General features: G+C 67.9%; 24 protein-coding genes. 8 read left to right on the top strand and 16 right to left on the bottom strand.

What is annotated here, in order from left to right; genetic code table 11:
* Window positions 1–82: 82 nt before the first annotated feature.
* Window positions 83–1,081 carry an adenosine kinase gene (locus BZF57_RS11530; RefSeq protein WP_206073243.1) on the bottom strand — a complete coding sequence of 333 codons (999 nt, stop codon included), beginning with the start codon at window positions 1,079–1,081 and terminating at the stop codon, window positions 83–85.
* A gap of 127 nt (window positions 1,082–1,208) precedes the next feature.
* On the opposite strand from BZF57_RS11530, the gene BZF57_RS11535 reads away from it, so the two are divergent.
* The 3 genes from BZF57_RS11535 to BZF57_RS11545 all read left to right on the top strand — a co-directional run bounded on the left by BZF57_RS11535 (window position 1,209) and on the right by BZF57_RS11545 (window position 3,373).
* On the top strand, window positions 1,209–1,931 hold the full coding sequence (locus tag BZF57_RS11535) for an EI24 domain-containing protein (RefSeq protein WP_086737902.1): 723 nt from the start codon (window positions 1,209–1,211) through the stop codon (window positions 1,929–1,931).
* On the top strand, window positions 1,928–2,344 hold the full coding sequence (locus BZF57_RS11540) for a hypothetical protein (protein WP_206073244.1): 417 nt from the start codon (window positions 1,928–1,930) through the stop codon (window positions 2,342–2,344). The genes BZF57_RS11535 and BZF57_RS11540 overlap by 4 nt, the downstream gene beginning before the upstream one ends.
* Window positions 2,345–2,416: 72 nt before the next feature.
* A complete protein-coding gene (locus BZF57_RS11545) occupies window positions 2,417–3,373 on the top strand; it encodes a hypothetical protein (RefSeq protein WP_086737904.1) in 957 nt (318 codons plus the stop codon).
* Here BZF57_RS11545 and BZF57_RS11550 read toward each other — a convergent pair.
* The 15 genes from BZF57_RS11550 to BZF57_RS11620 all read right to left on the bottom strand — a co-directional run bounded on the left by BZF57_RS11550 (window position 3,370) and on the right by BZF57_RS11620 (window position 13,458).
* A complete protein-coding gene (locus BZF57_RS11550) occupies window positions 3,370–3,699 on the bottom strand; it encodes a hypothetical protein (RefSeq protein WP_086737906.1) in 330 nt (109 codons plus the stop codon). The genes BZF57_RS11545 and BZF57_RS11550 overlap by 4 nt on opposite strands.
* A 43-nt stretch (window positions 3,700–3,742) precedes the next feature.
* Window positions 3,743–4,108 carry a HesB/IscA family protein gene (locus BZF57_RS11555; protein WP_086737908.1) on the bottom strand — a complete coding sequence of 122 codons (366 nt, stop codon included), beginning with the start codon at window positions 4,106–4,108 and terminating at the stop codon, window positions 3,743–3,745.
* Complete coding sequence (locus tag BZF57_RS11560; protein ID WP_206073245.1) at window positions 4,105–4,599, bottom strand: GNAT family N-acetyltransferase; 495 nt, start codon at window positions 4,597–4,599, stop codon at window positions 4,105–4,107. The genes BZF57_RS11555 and BZF57_RS11560 overlap by 4 nt, the downstream gene beginning before the upstream one ends.
* Window positions 4,596–5,039, bottom strand: a complete 444-nt coding sequence (locus BZF57_RS11565) for an SUF system Fe-S cluster assembly protein (protein WP_206073246.1) — start codon at window positions 5,037–5,039, stop codon at window positions 4,596–4,598. Before BZF57_RS11565 ends, BZF57_RS11560 begins: the two co-directional genes overlap by 4 nt.
* A gap of 5 nt (window positions 5,040–5,044) precedes the next feature.
* Window positions 5,045–6,277 carry an aminotransferase class V-fold PLP-dependent enzyme gene (locus BZF57_RS11570; RefSeq protein ID WP_086737915.1) on the bottom strand — a complete coding sequence of 411 codons (1,233 nt, stop codon included), beginning with the start codon at window positions 6,275–6,277 and terminating at the stop codon, window positions 5,045–5,047.
* Entirely contained in the window at window positions 6,274–6,621 is a 348-nt protein-coding gene (locus BZF57_RS11575; RefSeq protein ID WP_086737917.1) for a hypothetical protein, read from the bottom strand. Before BZF57_RS11575 ends, BZF57_RS11570 begins: the two co-directional genes overlap by 4 nt.
* Window positions 6,618–7,373 (bottom strand): SufD family Fe-S cluster assembly protein, encoded by a 756-nt coding sequence (locus BZF57_RS11580; RefSeq protein ID WP_086737919.1) that lies wholly within the window; start codon window positions 7,371–7,373, stop codon window positions 6,618–6,620. Before BZF57_RS11580 ends, BZF57_RS11575 begins: the two co-directional genes overlap by 4 nt.
* Window positions 7,370–8,113, bottom strand: a complete 744-nt coding sequence (gene sufC, locus BZF57_RS11585; RefSeq protein WP_086737921.1) for a Fe-S cluster assembly ATPase SufC — start codon at window positions 8,111–8,113, stop codon at window positions 7,370–7,372. Before sufC ends, BZF57_RS11580 begins: the two co-directional genes overlap by 4 nt.
* Window positions 8,113–8,637, bottom strand: a complete 525-nt coding sequence (locus BZF57_RS11590) for a hypothetical protein (RefSeq protein WP_086737924.1) — start codon at window positions 8,635–8,637, stop codon at window positions 8,113–8,115. Before BZF57_RS11590 ends, sufC begins: the two co-directional genes overlap by 1 nt.
* The gene (locus BZF57_RS11595) at window positions 8,634–9,203 is read right to left on the bottom strand and encodes a DUF559 domain-containing protein (protein WP_240505951.1); all 570 of its coding nucleotides are present in this window, start codon (window positions 9,201–9,203) and stop codon (window positions 8,634–8,636) included. Before BZF57_RS11595 ends, BZF57_RS11590 begins: the two co-directional genes overlap by 4 nt.
* Window positions 9,196–9,429, bottom strand: a complete 234-nt coding sequence (locus BZF57_RS11600) for a DUF7336 domain-containing protein (protein WP_086737926.1) — start codon at window positions 9,427–9,429, stop codon at window positions 9,196–9,198. The genes BZF57_RS11595 and BZF57_RS11600 overlap by 8 nt, the downstream gene beginning before the upstream one ends.
* Window positions 9,430–9,565: 136 nt before the next feature.
* Entirely contained in the window at window positions 9,566–11,047 is a 1,482-nt protein-coding gene (gene sufB / locus BZF57_RS11605) for a Fe-S cluster assembly protein SufB (protein ID WP_086737928.1), read from the bottom strand.
* Window positions 11,044–11,484, bottom strand: a complete 441-nt coding sequence (locus BZF57_RS11610) for an SUF system Fe-S cluster assembly regulator (protein WP_086737931.1) — start codon at window positions 11,482–11,484, stop codon at window positions 11,044–11,046. The genes sufB and BZF57_RS11610 overlap by 4 nt, the downstream gene beginning before the upstream one ends.
* Window positions 11,485–11,569: 85 nt before the next feature.
* Entirely contained in the window at window positions 11,570–12,415 is an 846-nt protein-coding gene (locus BZF57_RS11615; protein ID WP_086737934.1) for a helix-turn-helix domain-containing protein, read from the bottom strand.
* Between the two features lie 131 nt (window positions 12,416–12,546).
* A complete protein-coding gene (locus BZF57_RS11620) occupies window positions 12,547–13,458 on the bottom strand; it encodes a helix-turn-helix domain-containing protein (protein ID WP_086737937.1) in 912 nt (303 codons plus the stop codon).
* A 301-nt stretch (window positions 13,459–13,759) separates the two neighbouring features.
* Between BZF57_RS11620 and BZF57_RS11625 the strand changes: the two genes are divergently transcribed.
* The 5 genes from BZF57_RS11625 to BZF57_RS11645 all read left to right on the top strand — a co-directional run bounded on the left by BZF57_RS11625 (window position 13,760) and on the right by BZF57_RS11645 (window position 19,677).
* Window positions 13,760–14,803, top strand: a complete 1,044-nt coding sequence (locus tag BZF57_RS11625; RefSeq protein WP_086737941.1) for a quinone-dependent dihydroorotate dehydrogenase — start codon at window positions 13,760–13,762, stop codon at window positions 14,801–14,803.
* A gap of 9 nt (window positions 14,804–14,812) precedes the next feature.
* Window positions 14,813–16,552: a gamma-glutamyltransferase gene (gene ggt / locus BZF57_RS11630; RefSeq protein WP_086737943.1), complete on the top strand. Its 1,740-nt coding sequence runs from the start codon at window positions 14,813–14,815 to the stop codon at window positions 16,550–16,552.
* A gap of 175 nt (window positions 16,553–16,727) precedes the next feature.
* Window positions 16,728–18,524: an AMP-dependent synthetase/ligase gene (locus BZF57_RS11635; RefSeq protein ID WP_086738064.1), complete on the top strand. Its 1,797-nt coding sequence runs from the start codon at window positions 16,728–16,730 to the stop codon at window positions 18,522–18,524.
* Between the two features lie 17 nt (window positions 18,525–18,541).
* Complete coding sequence (locus tag BZF57_RS11640) at window positions 18,542–19,024, top strand: hypothetical protein (RefSeq protein ID WP_086737945.1); 483 nt, start codon at window positions 18,542–18,544, stop codon at window positions 19,022–19,024.
* 56 nt (window positions 19,025–19,080) lie between these two features.
* Window positions 19,081–19,677 (top strand): twin-arginine translocation pathway signal protein, encoded by a 597-nt coding sequence (locus BZF57_RS11645; protein ID WP_143738475.1) that lies wholly within the window; start codon window positions 19,081–19,083, stop codon window positions 19,675–19,677.
* Window positions 19,678–19,680 lie beyond the last annotated feature (3 nt).

Here is a 19,680-nt window from a genome sequence, read left to right on the forward strand (position 1 = left end):
TCTGCTTACCCTAAAGTAAATTGCTGAAAAACAGCAATATTATAAAGAGATGCAAAGCGGACAGGGTGTCCGCTTTGTCCGCTTACAACCGTTCTTCCATCAGCTTCATCATGTCCGCTTCCGGCCGGGGGCCATAGTGCGAGATCACTTCCGAAGCGCAGATCGCGCCGCGCTTGAGGCAGCGGGTCAGCGGCTCGCCCTTGACGTAGCCCGAGAGGAAGCCCGCCGCGAACTGGTCGCCCGCGCCGGTGGTGTCGACCACCTTGATGACCGGCACCGCGGCGACTTCGGCGCGCTCGCCGTGGGCGATGGCGACCGCGCCCTTCTCGGAGCGGGTCGCGACCAGCACGGGCACCTTGCCAGCCACGGCGGCGAGGCCCGCCTCGAAATCGTCCTCGCCGGTCAGCGTGGCGAGCTCGGTCTCGTTGACGAAGAGGATGTCGATGATGCCTTCCTCGATCATCGCGCGGAAATCGTCACCGTGACGGTCGATCACGAAGCTTTCCGAGGCGGTGAAGGCGATCTTGCGGCCGGCATCGCGCGCGACCTCGATCGCGCGGCGCATCGCGCGGCGGGGCTCTTCGGGGTCCCACAGATAGCCTTCGAGATAGAGGATCGCGCCGCTGGCGATCAGCTCCTCGTCGAGCGCGGCGGCGGGGAGGAACTGGCCCGCGCCGAGGAAGGTGTTCATGGTGCGCTCGCCATCGGGCGTCACGAAGATGAGCACGCGGCCGGTGGCGGGCTCGCCTTCGCGGCCGGGGGTGTCGAAGTCGATGCCGGTGGCGCGCATGTCGTGGCGGAAGACCTTGCCGAGCTGGTCGTCGGCGACCTGGCCGATGAAGGCGCATTGCAGGCCGAGCGTTGCCAGCCCTGCGAGCGTGTTGGCCGCCGATCCGCCCGAGACTTCGCGCGCAGGCGGCATCGCCTCGTAAAGCTCGTCGGCGCGCGCCTCGTCGATCAGGGTCATGCCGCCGCGGTTGAGCTGGAGCTCCGCGATCAGCTCTTCCTCGCAGGAGGCAATCACGTCGACCACGGCGTTGCCGATGGCGATCACGTCATAACGGGGGGCGGTATCGGACACGGAGAGGCTTCCTTCGATGCTGTTCGCCCGCGCGCCTAGCCGCCTTCGGCCCCTTCGCCAAGCGATCTGTGTGCGGTGCAGCGTGAGCGCGTTGACTTCCCCGCCCCGCGCTTACATCGGAATATGCATGTCCGCCGTCCCTGCCGCTCTCGTGAAGGCCCTTGGCCAGCTCGGCGACCGTGCCGTGGTGCGGGTGGCGGTGAAGAGCATCGCTATCACGCTGGTGCTATTCGCGGGTGCGGGAGCGGGGCTCTATGTCGGCTTCGACCGGCTGCTGCGGAGCGGGTGGTTCGCGGGGGTGGTGCCCGAGAGCTTTGCGGGGACGGCTGCGGTGCTGGCGTGGCTGCTCGTCAGTTTCATCGCCTTCTGGCTGCTGTTCCGCGTGGTCGCGCTGGCGGTGCTTCAGTTCTTCGCCGACGAGGTGGTCGCCGCGGTCGAGGCGAAGCACTACCCCGCGCTGGCGGCCAGCGCGCGGCCCCTGCCGCTGGTGCGCGAGGTGGCGGTGGCGAGCCGCAGCCTGCTGCGCGCGCTCGGCTACAACCTGCTGGCGCTGCCGCTGGCGGCGCTGCTGGTGTTCACCGCGATCGGCCCGGCGGTGGTGTTCCTTGGCGTGAACGCGGTGCTGCTGGGGCGCGAGGTCACCGACATGGCGTGGCTGCGGCACCACACGGCTTGGGGCGCCGGGGACGAGCAGGGCAATCCCGTGCCGCGTTCCGAGCGCATCCTGCTGGGCGCGGCGATTGCCGGGCTGATGCTGGTGCCGGTGGTGAACCTCGTTGCTCCGCTGATCGGCGCGGCGGCGGGCACGCATCTGGTGCTGCGCCGGCTTGCCGGGAGCGTGCGCGGATGATCCGGCGGGCTGCAATCGTAGCGGTGCTGGCGGCCGCGATCGGAGCCTGTGCGGGCGGCGGCGGCAAGCCCTCGGCTGCGCCCCGCCACTCGATCACCCACGGCGCGCCGCGCAGCTCCATCGTCGTGGTGCCCGAAGTGATGGCGCCGCAGGGTTTGGGCGGTGTGATCGGCTCGCCCGCTGCCGCGCTCACCCGCCGTTTCGGCACCCCGCGCATCGACCTCGCCGAGGGGGATGCGAGGAAGCTCCAGTTCACCGGCCCGGTCTGCGTGCTCGACATCTTCCTCTACCCCGTCTCCGCCGCGTCCGAGCCGACCGCCACCCATGTCGAGGCCCGGCTGCGGCAGGGCGGTGCGCCCGCCGATCCGGGCGCCTGCATCCGCGAGGTCGAGGCGCAGCGGGCACGCTCCTGATCACCGCGCGGTAACCCGGCTTTAAGCCTGTTCGTGCCATCACCCCTCGCGAGATCTCAGGGGACCACCGGCATGACCACCCAATTCATCGACGTTGCGCAGCGCGCTGCGGCAGACGGCCACATCACTGCGGACGAGCTTCTGGCGCTGCGCCGCGAGGGCTGGGGCGACGGGATCATCACCCGCGCCGAGGCCGAAGCCCTGTTCGCGGTCAACGACGCGCTGAGGGATCGCACCCCCGAATGGTGCGACTTCTTTGTCGAGGCGATCGGCGAGTTCGTGCTCAACGGCACCCCGCCGCGCCTGCAATGCAGCCTCGAGGAAGCCGAATGGCTGATCGGCCAGATCGACAAGGACGGCCGGGTCGAGAGCTTCGTCGAGCTGGAGGCGATGGTCCGCATCATCGAGCGTGCCGAGAACGTGCCCGAGCGGCTCAAGGACTATGTGCTCGCCCAGATCGAACGCGAGGTGCTGACCGGCACCGGCCCGACCCGCAGCGGCGGCGATCTTTCCGCCACCCACATCAGCGCCGCCGAATGCCGCATCATCCGCCGCGTGATCTTCGCCAGCGGCGGCAGCGCCCCGGCAGCGGTCTCGCGCTTCGAGGCCGAGATGCTGTTCCGCCTCAAGGACGCGACCCTCGCCGACGAGAACGCGGCGGAGTGGGACGACCTGTTCCTCGATGGCGTCGCCAATTTCATGAAGGGCTTCGTCCTGCCCAACGCGCAGCTCAGCCACGAACGCAAGCGCGAGCTCGAAGCCTTCGTCGCCGACAACGACGTCAACATCGCCCGCTTTATGAGCGAGGTGATCCGCGAGCTCCCCAATGTCGGCAACCACTTCGGCAAGGTGTTCGGCAAGAAGCCGCCCAAGCCGGAGCACACCTACATCGAAACCCTCGCGATCGAGGGCGAGAAGGTCACCGATTTCGAGAGCGAATGGCTCGACAAACTGGTCGCCGCCGATGGCGAGACCGACGATCTCGAACGCCGCCTGATCGCGCGGTTGGCCTCCGAAACTCAGGGCTAGGTATCGAACTCAAGCGGGGCCGCAGCGCCGCCCTGCCGGGGTTGCGGGCCCTCTGGCGGAACGGCCGGGACGGCGAGGCCTGACTCGGGCGGCTTGCGTCGCTGCTGGCCGGCGCCACCATCGATCTGCTTCAGCGCCAAGGTGAAGTGAACGATCTCGGCCTTGAGCATGATGCGCTCGTTCTGGTCGGTGGTAGCCGCGAGCTTGGTCTCCAACTGCTCCAGCTCGCCCGTCAGTCGGTCAATGATCGCCTGCAACTCGCGCGCGCGCTGCGCTTTTGCTTCCTCGATCCGCTCGGGCGGAAGATCCTTGCCGCGATTTGCCATCGTTGTGTTTTAGCATGGCAACACACCAAAGGCGAGGGGGAGCTTACACCATGAAGCTCTCGCCGCAGCCGCAGGCGCCCTTGGCGTTGGGGTTTTCGAACACGAAGCCGGCGGTGAAATCGTCCTCGCGCCAGTCCATCACCGAGCCGACGAGGTAGAGCACGCTCGCGCCGTCGATGTAGAACACGCCGCCGGGGGTGACGATCTTCTCGTCGAACTTCGCTTCGGTGGTGACGTAGTCGACCGAATAGGCGAGGCCCGAACAGCCGCGGCGCGGGGTCGAGAGCTTGACGCCGATCGCGTCCGCGGGCGCCTTGCTCATCAGCTCGGCGATGCGCGCCTCGGCAGAGGGCGTCAGGGTGACGGCGGCCTTGGGGGCGGGGCGAGCGGTGGTGGTCGTCTCGGTCATTTGAGCCTCTTCTGCCAGAACAGCGCGTGCCCGGTGGCGGGATCGAGCTGGTAGTCGCCATAGCCTTCGCGGGCGTAGAGATGCCGCGCCGGATTGCCGCTCAGTACTTCCAATGTGATCTTGCAAGCCCCGCGCTTCAAGGCCTCGGCCTCGATCGCCTGCATCAGCGCCTGGCCGATCCCGCGCCCGCGCGCCTCGGGCAGCACCGCAAGGTCATGGATATTGACCAGCGGCGCGGCGGCGAAGGTCGAATAGCTCATGAAGCAATTGGCGAGGCCAACGGCGCGGTCGTCGATACGGGCGATCAGCGAGAAGGCCTGCGGGTTCGCGGCCAGATCGCCCGTCAGGCGCGCCTTGACGTCCTCGCGCAAGGGTGCGCCCCCGCCCATCGGATCGCGGGCATAGGCATCGAGCAGCGCCACGACATCCGCCGCATCGCGCGCATCGCGGTAGTCCGCGAGAGTAATTGCAAGGGTCGCGGTGTCGCTCACAGCATCCCCAGTTCGAGCCGCGCTTCGTCGCTCATCTTGTGCGGACCCCATGGCGGGTCCCAGACGAGATTGACCTCGGCATCGCGGATCCCCGGCACGCTGGAGACGCGCAGCTCGACCTCGCCCGGCATCGATTCCGCAACGGGGCAATGCGGGGTCGTCAGCGTCATGGTGACGGTGGCGTCACGGTTCTCGTCCACCTCAACCCCGTAGATCAGGCCGAGGTCGTAGATATTGACCGGGATTTCCGGGTCGAAGATCTCGCGCAGGGCCTCGATCACGTCGGCCTGAAGGTCGCTGCCTTCTCCGCCCACCGGGCCCTCGGGCGGCTTGGCGGCGAGGAAGCCGTCGAGATAGTCGCGGGTACGGGGTGCCTGTGCCTCGGTGTCGATCGCGTCCTGCACGCGGGCGCGCGGGGGCTTTTCGGCTGAGCTGTCCATCGCTCTCATCCTCTTCCAAAAATCTTGCGGGTGCGGGCGATCCCGGCGAGCAGCGCGTCGACATCGGCCTCGGTCGAATAGAGGCCGAAGCTGGCACGCGCGGTGGCGGGAACGCCGAGGTAGTCCATCAGCGGCTGTGCGCAGTGGTGCCCGGCACGGATCGCGACATTGCTCTCGTCGAGGATCGTGCCGAGGTCGTGGGGGTGGATGTCGTCGAGCGCAAAGCTGACGATCCCGGCGCTGTCAGCGGGGCCGAAGAGGCGCACGTCATTCATTGCGCCCAGGTCGCGGCGGAGTTTCGCCACCAGTGCCTGCTCGTGCGCGTGGATGCGCGCGGGGCCGATTGCGCTGACGTAGTCGACAGCGGCGGCGAAGGCGATGGCCTCGGTGATCGCGGGCGTGCCCGCCTCGAACCTTTGCGGCCCGCTGGCGTAGGTGGTCTTGGCGAAGGTCACCCGGTCGATCATCGCCCCGCCGCCCTGATAGGGGGGCATATCGGCGAGGATCTCCGCCTTCGCCCACAGCGCCCCGATCCCGGTCGGGCCGTAGAGCTTGTGCGCGGAGAAGACGTAGAAATCGCAAGCCAATGCCGCGACATCGACCCCCATGTGCGGCGCGCTCTGGCACCCGTCGAGCAGCAGTTTCGCCCCGACCTTGTGCGCAAGCGCCGCCGCGCGCGGGGCATCGAGCAGCGCGCCGGTGACGTTGGAGACATGGCCCAAGGCAACCAGCTTGTGACGCTCGGTCAGCATCGCTTCGGCGGCATCGAGGTCGATCCGGTGATCATCCGTCAGCGGGCAGACGTCGATCTCGGCGCCCACTTCCTCCGCCACCATCTGCCAGGGCACGATGTTCGAATGGTGCTCGGCCTGCGAGAGCAGGATGCGGTCGCCCGCCTTGAGGTTCGCGCGGCCCCAGGTCTGCGCGACAAGGTTGATCGCCTCGGTCGCGCCGCGGGTGAAGACCAGCTCGTCCTCGTGCCCGCCGATGAAGCGCGCGACGGTGCGCCGTGCCGCCTCGTAGGCCAGCGTCATCTCCGCCGACCGGGTGTAGACCCCGCGGTGGACGGTCGCGTAATCCTCGCCCAGCGCGCGTGCCATGGCGTCAATCACCGCGCGCGGCTTCTGCGCGGTGGCGGCGGTGTCGAGGTAGTGCCAGGGTTTGCCGTCATGGGTGACCATGCCGGGGAAGTCGGCGCGCAGACCGGCGAGGGCGGTGATGGTGGCGGGCGCGTTCATGCCTTGGCCTCGTAATGCTCGCGGATCAGGCGATCGACGAAGTAGTTGGCTTCGGCGCGAAGCATATCCCGCTTGGAGATGTTGGTGTGCGCATACTGTCCCAAGACCACCACAGAGCCCTTGGCGCTGGCCGCCGCTTCGATCTGGGCCTCGCAACCTGCCGCGACCGCAACCGCCCAGTCCCAGCGCGCCTGTTCGTCAGGGGCGGGACGGCTCTCGGCAAGCAGGCTCTCGGTACCCTTCTTCAGGCAGGCGTGGGCTGCATCGAGTTCGGCATTGGGCACAGGCACGGTGCCGACGACAGCCGGTGCCTGAGCCAGCGCGAGGGCGAGGATCAGGCTCACAGCTTCGCCCCCTCCAGCGCCGCCAGCGCGGCGTCGAGCAGGGTCTCGCGCTCGGCTTCGTCCTCCAGCGCCACGAAGGCATCGCCGATGAAAGCCTGCACCAGCAGCCGCTGCGCCGTCGCCGGATCGAGTCCGCGCGCCATCATGTAGAAGCGCGCAGCTTCGTCGAGCGCGCCAACCGTGGCGCCGTGGGCGCATTTGACGTCATCGGCGAAGATCTCGAGCTGCGGGACGGCATTGGCGCTCGCGCCTGCCTCGAGCAGCAGGCCCTTGAAGTCCTGCGCCGCGTCGGTCTTCTGCGCATGGCGCGCGACCTTGATCTCGCCGAGGAAATTGCCCGTCGCACCGGCCCAGTGGACCGCGCGGACGGTTTGGTTGGAGGTCGCCTCGGGCTCGGCATGGACGACCTGCGTCACGAATTCGCGGGTGACGCCGGCCCCGCCGATGGTGACGCCGCCGAATTCGAAATGCGCACCCTTCGCGAGCCGCACCTCGACCTCGACCCGGGTGTAGTCACCGCCTGCGTTGGTCACGAACAGCTCCGCCCGCGCGCCTTCGCCGATGGTCAGGCGGATGCGGTGCAACTCGGGCGCGGCCGAGCCGACCACCATCGCGTGCCGCCGGGTCTCACCGGGGGCGAGGGTGATATCCTTCCACTGGTCGAGCGCCGCGACGCCAAGCCGCGCCAGGCCGTCCATGTCGGCATAGCGCCACGCCTCGTCACGGCGGGTGGGGAGAGTGGCTGTCGTCACGCCATCACCGCGTCATAGCCCTCGGCCTCGAGCCTGAGGGCGAGTTCCGGCCCGCCGGTCTCGACGATGCGGCCACCGGCGAGGATGCTGACCTTGTCGGGCGCCACGACGTCGAGCAGGCGCTGGTAGTGGGTGATCAGCAGCACCGCCTTGTCGGGGCTGCGCATGATGGCGTTGATCCCCGCGCCCACGATCCGGAGCGCGTCGATATCGAGGCCCGAATCGGTCTCGTCCAGCACCGCGAAGGCCGGGTCGAGGATGCCCATCTGCACCATCTCGGCGCGCTTCTTCTCGCCGCCCGAGAAGCCGACATTGACCTGCCGCTTGAGCATTTCCATGTCCATCTTGAGCAGTGCGGCCTTGTCCTTGGCGAGCTTCAGGAACTCGCCCCCGCTCAGAGGCTCCTCCCCGCGCGCCTTGCGCTGGGCGTTCAGTGCCTCGCGCAGGAACTGGACGTTGGAGACGCCGGGGATCTCGACCGGATACTGGAAGCCCAGGAACAGCCCCGCCGCCGCGCGCTCGTGCGGTTCGAGCGCGAGCAGATCCTGCCCGCGGAAGGTCACGCTGCCCGCGGTCACCTCGTAGCCGGGCTTGCCGCCGAGCACGTTGGTGAGCGTCGACTTGCCCGCGCCGTTGGGGCCCATGATCGCGTGGACCTCGCCCGCGGGGACGGTCAGCGAGAGGCCCTTCAGGATAGGCTTGTCGCCGACGCTGGCATGAAGGTTGTCGATGATCAGCATTATTCGCCGTCCTTGTCCTTGTTGGCGGCCGCTTCCGCTGCCGCATCGGTGCGCGCCTTGACGACGCTGGCATCGCGCAGTTCGAGCACGAGGCCCTTGGGGCGCCCGGCCTCATAGGCATCGCTCGCCGCCTGCGCGCCGTTGACGCGGGCCATGAACTGCTGGTCGAGATCGCGCCCGCGCGCGACGTGGATCTTGCCGATGTTGTCGAACAGCGTGTCGACCTCGGCAGGGGTGAGTTTCGTCTTGGCGTTGACGAGGATTTCGTTCGCCTCGGTGATCGACTTGGCCTTCTGCGCGGCGCAGCGGGTGAGATCGGCGGCGTGCTGGCTCTCGAAATCGGCCTTGCCCGCGATGCGGCGGTCGGTGACCTGCAGGCAGCGACGGTAATCGGCGACCTGGCCCTGAATGGCGCGCGGATATTCGACGCTCCAGGTTTCCGGATTGTCGTTCTTGACCGCGACGGCGGCCTCACCGCCAAGCTGGAGCAGGGCGATGGGGGCAAGGAGAGTGGCGAGGATCACGGCTTGCGGCTCCGGGGTTTGGGGGTGGAATTGCGGTCGGCACGGTCGTCGCCGCGCGGCTTGGGGCGCGAATAGGTTTGCTTGGGATTGGCCGCCTTGTGCGCGCGGGCAGCTTCCTTCCGCTCGGCGATGCGATCGCGCATCACCTGCGTGAGCTGCTTCAGCACCTCGTCGAGGTTCTCGAGGATGTCCTTCGCAGCGATGCGCATCACCTTGATGCCGACGCTCTCGAGGCTCTTGTCACGGCGCTTGGCGAGGGTGTCGTTCTGCCCCTCCTCGTCGATCGCCAGCGCGAGGCCGAGGTTGTGGCAGTTGAAATCGACGATCGCGGAGCCGACCACCGCGTGGCGCTTGAAGGTGTAGCGGCCCATGTCGGCGGCCGCGAACTTCGCCGCGAGCGCCTTGTGTGCCTCGGACGAATGGCGCCGCAACTCGCGCGCCTGTTCGTGCAGCGCATCGAGCCGCTTCTCCGAAATCTCCCACCCGCGGCCCTTCTTCTTGAGCGCGGGGGCGTCGGCGGAGGAGGCAGCCTCAGGGTTGAGGGCGAGGGTTTTGCGTTCAGTCATCGGCCATTTCATCTTCTGTCACGAAACCTTCAGGCCAGTGATCCTGATTGAGCGAGTATTCATCGACACAGAAACCGTCGGGGAAATCCTTGAAGCCCGGTTGTTTGATTAACCTTTCAATCGCGGCATCAGCCTCAGCTTGCGAAGAGTAAACCCCGATGAATTTCACCTCGGAGGCGTCGTCATCAAGTTCGCGCTCATGTTGGACAACGTAGACCGAGTTCACCTCACGCCCCCCTCAAGCGAAATCGCCCCTTCGTCATCCCGGCGAAGGCCGGGACCCAGTGAGGCCGAGCGCTGCACTTTGCCGCTCTGGGCCCCGGCCTGCGCCGGGGTGACGGTTCTGGGGTGGGCGAGGCTAATCATCCAACCGAACCTTCCAGCGAAATCGCCAACAGCTTTTGCGCCTCGACCGCAAACTCCATCGGCAGCTCTTTCAGCACGTCCTTGGCGAAGCCGTTGACGATCAGCGCGACGGCTTCCTCTTCACCGAGGCCGCGCTGCATCGCGTAGAACAGCTGTTCGTCGCTGATCTTGCTGGTGGTCGCCTCGTGCTCGATCTGGGCGCTGGGGTTCTTCACTTCGATATAGGGCACGGTGTGCGCGCCGCATTGATCGCCCAGCAGAAGGCTGTCGCACTGGGTGAAGTTGCGCACGCCGCTGGCGGTCGGGCCGACACGGACGAGGCCGCGATAGGTGTTGTTCGACTTGCCCGCGCTGATGCCCTTCGAGATGATCGTCGAGCGGCTGTTCTTGCCGTTGTGGATCATCTTGGTGCCGGTGTCGGCCTGCTGGTAATTGTTGGTGACCGCGACCGAGTAGAACTCGCCCACGCTATCCTCGCCGTTGAGCACGCAGGAGGGATACTTCCACGTCACCGCGGAGCCGGTTTCGACCTGCGTCCACGAGACCTTCGAGCGGTCCCCCTGGCACAGCGCGCGCTTGGTGACGAAGTTGTAGATCCCGCCCTTGCCCTCGGCGTTGCCCGGGTACCAGTTCTGCACGGTCGAGTATTTGATCTCGGCATCGTCGAGCGCGACCAGTTCCACCACCGCGGCGTGGAGCTGGTTCTCGTCGCGCATCGGCGCGGTGCAGCCTTCGAGGTAGCTGACGTAGGCGCCCTTGTCGGCGATGATCAGGGTGCGCTCGAACTGGCCGGTGTTCTCGGCGTTGATGCGGAAATAGGTCGATAGCTCCATCGGGCAGCGCACGCCTTCGGGCACATAGACGAAGGTGCCATCGGAGAAGACCGCGCAGTTCAATGCCGCGAAGTAGTTGTCGCGGACCGGCACGACGCGGCCGAGCCACTGCTTCACCAGATCGGGATATTCGCGGATCGCTTCGGAGATCGAGAGGAAGATCACGCCCGCGCGCTTCAATTCCTCGCGGAAGGTGGTGGCGACGCTGACAGAGTCGAACACCGCATCGACCGCGACCTTGCGCGCGCCCTCGACCCCGGCGAGCACTTCCTGCTCCGCCACGGGAATGCCGAGCTTGTCGTAGACCGCCTTGATCTCGGGATCGAGCTCGTCGAGCGAAGCGATGGTCGCCTTCTTCTTGGGCGCGGCGTAGTAATAGGCGTCCTGATAGTCGATCGGCGGGTAGCCGATCTTGGCCCAGTCGGGCTCCTCCATCGTCTGCCACAGGCGGAAGGCCTTGAGCCGCCATTCGAGCATCCATTCGGGCTCGTTCTTCTTGGCGCTGATGAAGCGGACGGTGTCTTCGCTCAAACCCTTGGGCGCGAATTCGGTGTCGATATCGGCCGACCAGCCATGCTCGTAATCGGCGACCTTGGCCGCCGCTTCGCGCGCCTCACGGTCTTGAATGTCGATCTCTTCGCTCATGCCGGAAGGTCCTCGGAAATGGTGGTCGTCGCGGGGGCGACGGGGCCGCGCAGCTGGGCGAGGGTGATGCCCGCCAGCGCGCCGCGCAGCGCGTTGTTGATGATCGGCCAGTGCGGCTTCATGTTGCACCCGCTCTCGAAATCGCAGGGGGTGTGATCGATGCAGGCGGTGAGCGCGATGCGGCCCTCGATCGCCTCGACGATATCCGCGACCGTGATAGCGGCCGCCGGACGCCCGAGTTGCAAGCCCCCATGCGCGCCGCGCACGCTGCGAAGGAGCCCCGCGGCGGTCAGCTTGGAGACCAGCTTCTGAACCGTCGGCACCGGAAGGCCTGTCTCGGTCGCAAGCTCGGCTGCGCTCACCCGGCCGTTGCCGCAATGCAGGGCAGCCTGGCACATCGTGATGACGGCATAATCGGCAAGGTTGGACAGGCGCATTTGCGAGCGGTTCTCAATTCGGACGGAATCAGTCCGAATTGGCAATTAGGAGTACTTCGCTCGCATTACAAGCCGCCAATGCGCCCTACTCGGCGGCGGACTTGAGCGGTGTGCCCGCATCGCCATGCGCGGCCGGATCGAGCAGTTCTTCGGCCAGCGACTGCCGCCGGAACTGCGAGGGTGTGCGTCCGGTGTAGCGGCGGATGTCGCGGATCAGGTGAGCCTGGTCGAAATAGGTCGCCATCAGCTGGTCGTGCAGCTCCCGGCTGATCCCCGGCTGCGACAGCAGCATCGCCGCCCGCAGCGCACGGAAGCGCTTGAGCACCTGTGCCGGGGCGACCCCGAAGAAGCGGCGGCAGATGCGCTGCACCTGCCGCGGTGAGACGCTGACGGCGGCATAGAGATCGGCGAGCGCGGGATCGAACCCGCTCGCCAGCCAGCGCAGGATCGCATCGACCACCGCGACATGATCGGCATTGGGCGTGTGAGGCGCCTCGGCGATGACCGCGGCGAGCGCCGTGCAGACATCCTCGGGTGTGATCCGGCCATCCCGGCAGGCGGTGGCAGCGGCTTCGAGCGCAGCGATCTGGTCGGCGCTCAGCACGGCCTCGGCCGGGAGCAGCCGGTCGTGCACTTCATCTGCGGGCAGGTTGGCGAGCCGCTGCCACGCGGTGTGGGTGAGCGATGCCCCCACTTGCAGCACCGGCCCTTCCAGCACCGCGCGGGCGCTGCGCATCTGCGGGGCGTTGATGAAGACCGCGGAGGAGGTCCCCGTCGACCCGTCTGCGAAAGTGAAGTGCACCTGCCCGCGCACCATCACGATCAGCTGCGCGGAATAGGCCGGAATCGCCTCCTCGATCGGCCCGGCATCAGTCTCGATGGTGTAGAAGGTATGGACCAGCGCCGCCGCATCCTCGGCAGGCGCGATCATCTTTGTGCGAAACGGCAACCAACACCACCCCCGTCAACCGGAGGGCCCCCTGTTCTGGTTTGCGCGACCCGGGGAGCCGTTAGCCCCCACCCGGTCTTTTTGCGCAACCTGTTGCCGCTTGTCGAGAGGGATCAGCCGTTCAGTTCGCGCAGGTTACGCGCATCGATCATCTCGGCGAGGTAGGGCGTCGAGGCATCGCCGAGCCGCGCGGGCGTGCGGCCGACGAAGTGGGTGATCTCGCGGATCATGTGGGGCTGATCGAAGAAGGCCTCGGCGATCTCGGCCTCGTCCTCCAGCGACAGGTGCGGGGCGGTGAGCAGGGCTGCGGCCCTGAGCGCGCGGTACTTGCGGGCAAGCGCGCGGGGCGGGAGGCCGAAATAGCGCTCCACCAGACGCTGCACCTGCCGCGGCGAATAGCCTGCCACGCCGGCAAGGTTGCCGACCTCGGGATTGAAGGCCGCGCCCAGCCAGCGCCCGGTCGCCGCGATCAGTTCCAGATGGCGCGGGTTGAGCGGCTTGAGGTTGGCCGCGATGAACCCGCCCACCGCCAGCGCGCAGTCGCGCCCGCTCATCCGGCCTGCGCGATAGGCGGCGAGCCATGCCTGCCCCTCGGCCTCGATCTGCGGCCCGAGCACGCTGGCCGCCGGCAGCAGCCGGTCGCGGTGCTGGCCAGCATGGAGCCCCGTCAGCGCCGCCCACCCCACCGGCGTCAGCGCCGCGCCGAAGGCATGGAACGGCCCTTCGACCTCGATCGGGGTCGCGCGCGAGAGCGGGGTGAGCAGGCCGACCTCGTGGTTGGGATCGCGGTGCCCGGCAGCGAACAGCATCTCGCCCTTGCCGTGCGGGAAGAAGCACAGATTGCCGATCGAAGCGGGCTGGATGTCACGGATTGACCGCTCGTCGCAGCGGAAGTGGTAGAGCGTGGTGACGAAGGGCGCGAGCGGCGCGGGCGGGGCGATGTAATCGACCGCGATCAGCGCCGCGGGGGTCAGCGCGGGACTATCGCCGGGCTTCGATATGTCGGGGGACAGGGGGGCATCCATGGCAATCCTCTGCCCTCATGCCACAATTCCCGCACCCGTCAAAAACGCATCAAAAAAGGGCGGCACTCCCGAACAGGAACGCCGCCCATTGAGTTGAGGAACTCATTGCATTGCTGCTCCGAGCCCTTCGGGTCGCGGGGATCTGATAGCCTGCCAATCTTCAGGAGGATTGTATGCAAGCGACACGGGTCTTTGCGGGGGAGCAGATCAGGCTTTCGGCGACCTTGCCGAAAGGGGGGAGAACACCTCGCCTTCGTCGACCCGCTCGACACGGCGGCCGCGCTGGCATAGGCGACGGGCCATGCTGTTCCGCCTGATCCGCCCCGCCATTTTCGCGCTCGATTCCGAGACCGGTCACCGCCTCGCGCTGCGCGGGCTGGCGGCGCTTCCCTCGCGCGCACCGGCGGCGCCCGGGCCGCTGGCGGTGGAGGTGGCGGGCCTTACCTTCCCCAATCCGGTCGGCGTCGCGGCGGGGTTCGACAAGGACGCCGAGGTGCCCGACGCGCTGCTCGGCCTCGGCTTCGGCTTTACCGAGGTCGGCTCGATCACCCCGCTCCCGCAGGCGGGCAATCCCAAGCCGCGCCTGTTCCGGCTGGTCGAGGATCAGGCGGTGATCAACCGCATGGGCTTCAACAATGGCGGGGCCGAGGCGGCGCTGGCGCGGCTGCGCGCGCGCTCGGGCCGCCCCGGGATCGTCGCGGTGAACATCGGCGCGAACAAGGATTCGGCCGACCGCATCGCCGACTACGCGGTGATGGCGCGGATGATGGCGCCAGTTGCCAGCTACCTGTGCGTCAACATCTCCAGCCCCAACACGCCGGGCCTGCGCGCGCTGCAGGACGAGAGCGCGCTGACCGGCCTGCTCGACGCGGTGATCGCGGCGCGGGACGAGGCGATAGGGGATGCAGCCAAGCCGCCGGTGTTCCTCAAGGTCGCCCCCGATCTCGAGCCAGCGGACATTGACGCGATCGCCCGCATCGCCATCGACAAGAAGCTCGGCGCGCTGGTGGTCTCGAACACCACGATCTCGCGGCCCGATCTGCGCTCGGACCATGCGGGCGAGACGGGTGGCCTCTCGGGCGCACCCCTGCGGAGCCTCGCCACGCAGCGCCTGCGCGATTTCCGCAAGGCGACGGGCGGTGCGATCCCGCTGGTCGGCGTGGGCGGGATCGCCACGGCCGAGCACGCATGGGAGCGCATCCGTGCGGGCGCATCGCTGGTGCAGCTCTATTCCGCGATGGTCTACGAAGGCCCGGGCCTGGGCGCGCGGATCGTGCGGGGGCTCGAGACCCTGATGCGGCGCGACGGGTTCGCGAGCATTGCCGAGGCCGTCGGAAGCGAATAGCACCCCCACATGCGCATTTTCCTCGCCCTTGCCGCTCCCTTTGCCCTTGTCCTGAGCGGTTGCGCCACCAACGGAGCCGACGCGCTATCCGGGCCGCCCTTCCCGCCTGAGCATTATGCCGGACCGGTCTCGCGCGGCGCCGTCAGCAGCGCGGATCCGCGCGCGACCGCGGCGGGCGAGGCGATCCTTGCGGCGGGTGGCTCGTCGACCGATGCGGCGATCGCGGTGATGCTGGCGCTGACCGTGGTCGAGCCGCAAAGCTCCGGCATCGGCGGGGGCGGCTTTATGGTGCGCAGCGATGCCAAGAGCGGCTCGCTCGTCACCTATGACGGGCGGGAGACCGCACCTGCCGCCGCCACGCCGACGCGCTTCCTCGATGCCTCGGGCAAGGTTCTCCCGCGCGAGAGCCGCGTCTTCTCGGGCCTCAGCGTCGGGGTGCCGGGCAATCTCGCGCTCGCTGCCAAGGCCCACGCGGCGCACGGCAAGTTGCCCTGGGCCAAGCTGTTCGAACCCGCCATCGCGCTCGCCGAAAACGGCTTCGTGATGAACAAGCGCCTCTACGAATCGCTGGCGGGCAACAAGGGCCGCGCCGACAAGTCCGATTCCGCTCGCACGGTGTTCTTCGGTGCAGACGGCCAGCCGCTGCCGGTCGGCTCCACGGTGCGCGTGCCGGAGCTCGCCGCGACCTTGCGCACGCTGGCCGCGAAGGGCCCAGCGGCGTTCTACGGCCCCGAGCCGGCCGCCGCGCTTGCCGGGTATGTCGCAGGCGCAACCCCGCAGGACGGCAAGATGACCGCCGCCGACGTCACCGGCTACACCGCCAAGGAGCGCGCGGCGCTGTGCACCACCTACCGCGTCTACAAGATCTGCGGCATGGGGCCGCCGTCCTCGGGCGGGATCGCGGTGGCGCAGATGCTCGGCCAGCTCGAGCGCTTCGATCTGGCCGCATTGGGCCCCGACAGCCCGGTGTTCTGGCACCTGTTCATCGAAAGCCAGCGCCTCGCCTATGCCGACCGCGAGCTCTATTCGGGCGACAGCGATTTCGTCGCGGTGCCCACCGAAGGGCTGGTCGACCGCGCTTATCTCGCCAAGCGTTCCGCGCTGATCGACCCCGCCACCACCATCGCCAAGCCCGAACCCGGCGTACCCCCGGGCGCGCCGCTCGCGCGCGGGGACGGGCCGGAGGAGCCCGAGCATGGCACCACCCACTTCGCGGTGGTCGATAGCGGGGGGAATGCGGTCAGCTACACCTCGACTGTCGAGGGCGCCTTCGGATCGGGGCTGCATTTCCGCGGCTTCTATCTCAACAACGAACTCACCGATTTCACCCTGACCCCCGAAGCGGACGGCAAGCCGGTCGCCAACCGGGTCGAGGGCGGCAAGCGCCCGCGTTCCTCGATGGCGCCGACCATCGTCTATGATGCGAGCGGCAAGGTGGTGCTGGTGATCGGCGCGGCGGGCGGGCCGACCATCCCCGTCACCGTCGCGCGCGGGATCATCGGCGTGCTCGATTTCAAGCTCGGCGCGCAGGACGCGCTGGCGCTGCCCTTCGCGATGTCCGTCGGCGACATGCTGCTAATCGAGGAGGGCACGCCGCTGGTGGCGATGCAGGCGGAACTGGAGCGGCTCGGCCACAAGGGCATCCGTGCCGGGGCTGCGCCGATCAAGGCCAACGCGCTGGGCCGCCGCGCCGACGGCAGCTGGGAAGTGGCGACCGAGCCGCGCCTCGTCAGCGTCGTCACCCCCTGACAAGCCCGCCTCACGGCTTGCCGCTACGGCTCACACCTTCTAACTAAAGGACGCACGGGGTCGCACCTCAACCCCGAACGAGATATTCCGAAGGGATCAGGAGCCTTTGCCAGTGCATTCCCCCACGCTGCCCCATTCTGCCCGCGCGGTTGCCAACCCTGCGGACCCGCAGGTCTTGCAGGACATCGACAACGCGCAGAACCTCGTCGAGCTGTTCCTGAAACGCGCCGATGAAAAGGGCGATGCGCCCTTCCTGGGGCACAAGGACAGCGGGCAGTGGGTGACGCAGTCGTGGCGGTCGGCAGCCGAGCAGGTCTGCCTGCTGGCCGAGGCGCTGCGCGGCATGGGGCTGGAGGATGGCGACCGCGTTGCGCTGGTCTCCGAGAACCGTCCCGAGTGGTGCATCGCCGACCTCGCGATCATGGCCGCGGGCTGCATCACCGTGCCGACCTACACCACCAACACCCGCCGCGATCACGCGCATATCCTCGACAATTCGGGGGCGCGCGCGGTGTTCGTCTCGAACGAGAAGCTGCTCGCCCCGCTGGTCGGCGCGATCGGGCAGACGGGCCTTGTCGAGCACGTGGTCGGGATCGAGAACCTGAAGCGCCAGCAATCCGGCAGCTTCGAGTATCACGATTGGTCGAGCCTCATCACCGGCGATGCCGCCGCCGCGCGCGCTGTGGTGGATGACCGGATCAGCCGCATCGAGCGCAACGAGACCGCCTGCCTCATCTACACCAGCGGCACCGGCGGCGCCCCGCGCGGGGTGATGCAGCACCACGGATCGATCCTGTGCAACGTCGCGGGGGCGGCGGAAATCCTGCTCACCGATTTCGGGATCAAGGACGAGCGCTTTCTCTCCTTCCTCCCCCTCTCCCACGCCTACGAGCACACCGGCGGGCAATATCTCCCCATCGGGGTGGGCGCGGAGATCTTCTATTCCGAAGGCCTCGAAAAGCTCGCCAGCAACATCGAGGAAACGCGCCCGACGATCATGGTCGTCGTCCCCCGCCTGTTCGAGGTGCTGCGCACCCGGATCATGAAGCAGGTCGAGAAACAGGGGAAGGTCGCCAACTTCATGATGGACGCCGCGCTCAAGATCGCGGGCAACACCAAGGATGGCAAGAAGCGCCTGCGCGACCGGCCGATGGACTTCCTCGTCGAGAAGACCCTGCGGCCCAAGATCCGCGCCAAGTTCGGCGGGCGGATCAAGGCGATGGTTTCGGGCGGCGCGCCGCTCAACCCCGAAGTCGGCAACTTCTTCGACGCGATGGGCCTCACCATGCTCCAGGGCTACGGCCAGACCGAGGCCGGGCCGGTGATCAGCTGCAACCGCCCCAAGGTGGGCCTGCGCATGGACACCGTCGGCCCGGCGATGCGCGGGGTCGAGGTGCGGATCGCCGAGGACGGCGAGATCCTCGTGCGCGGCGAGCTCGTCATGCACGGCTACTGGCGCAACGACGCCGAGACCGCGCGCACGCTTCAGGACGGATGGCTCCACACCGGCGACATCGGGCACCTCGATCACAAGGGCCGGATCAAGATCACCGACCGTAAGAAGGACATGATCGTCAACGACAAGGGCGACAACATCGCGCCCCAGAAGGTCGAGGGGATGCTGACGCTCCAGCCCGAGATCGCACAGGCGATGGTGAGCGGCGACAAGCGGCCCTACGTCGTCGGCCTGATCGTGCCCGATGCCGAATGGGCGTTGGAATGGGCGCGCGCCAACGGCGAGAAGTTCGACATGAAGGCCTTGCAGGAGCTGCCCGCCTTCAAGAACGCGGTGCGCGCGGCGGTCGACCGGACCAATGCCGACCTCTCGGTGATCGAGAAGGTCCGCCAGTTCGCCTTCGCCGACGAGGCCTTCACCATCGAGAACGAGGAAATGACCCCCTCGATGAAGATCCGCCGCCACAAGATCCGCGACCGGTATCAGGAGCGGATCGACGGGCTGTACCGCAGCTAGGCGGGCCGCGGGGGGCGATGCTCGGCGCTGTCCTTGGCGCGGCCCTGCTGGCGCAGGCGGCGGCGCCTTGCCCGGTGACCCTGCCCAACGGCACGGCGGTGCGCGGCGGCTTCGCGCCTTCGCGTCTGCTGCCCGATTTCACCATCCTCAACCGCGAAAAGAGCCATGTGCTGGTGAAGCTCGAACCGGCCGAGGGCGGCGGGGAGGATCACGTCTATTTCATCGGTGCCGGCGCGGAGGTGATGATCCGCGGCGTTCCGCTCGGCAGCTACCGCGTGAGCGTGGCGGTGGGCGGGCGGTTCGCCGGCGATTGCCGCTCGATCGCCACGGCAACGGCGCTCTACCGCTTCGAGGAGCCCTTCGTTTTCACCCGTGTCGAGACGGTCGCCCCCGACGGCACGCGCGATTTCCAGATGGACGGCCACTGGATCGAACTCGGCAATGGCGATCGCGACGAAGCCACGGCGGACGCGATCACGGTGGCGGCGTTCAACGGGTGACGATGCTGGCCGGATGACGCATGGCGACGGAGCGGCGGGGCAGATAGGACGGCGGCATGACAGTCTGGACGAAAACACTCGCAGCCGCGCTGGCGCTGGGCGGAACGCTCGCCGCGCCCGTTCATGCCGAAACGCCTGCTGCCTCTGCGCCCGCCCCGTGGATCGCGTCCGATTTCGCTGTGCCGACGCTGGTCGAGGGCCCCGGGTTCAAGCTCGTGCCCCTCGGGCCAGCGCTGGTTGAGATCGACTACCGCGCCTACATGTCCTCGATCGCGCATTTGCAGGCGACCTTCACCCGCTCGACCGGCTGGCCCAATGAAGGGATCACCCTCAAGGACGCAATGGTCGACATGGAGACCGAAGCCGCGCGCTTCGCCGCCCGCTCGTCCTTCGCCTATGCCGTCCTCACCCCCGACGGGACGCGCGAACGCGGCTGCGTCTACATCTACCCGAGCAAGGTCGCGGGGCACGATGCGCAGGTGGTGATGTGGGTGACGGCGGCCGAATACGAGGCCGGATTCGACGCGGAACTCTACGCGTGGACGCAAGGCTGGATCGCCCGCGACTGGCCCTTTCGGAGCGTCGCCTATCCGGGGCGCAGCATCGCGTGGGAGGAGTGGGACGCAGCTGTGGCGAAGAGCAAGGGTGGCTGAGGC

Origin of the sequence: Erythrobacter colymbi (genome assembly GCF_002155685.1) — a bacterium.
GTDB lineage: Bacteria > Pseudomonadota > Alphaproteobacteria > Sphingomonadales > Sphingomonadaceae > Erythrobacter > Erythrobacter colymbi.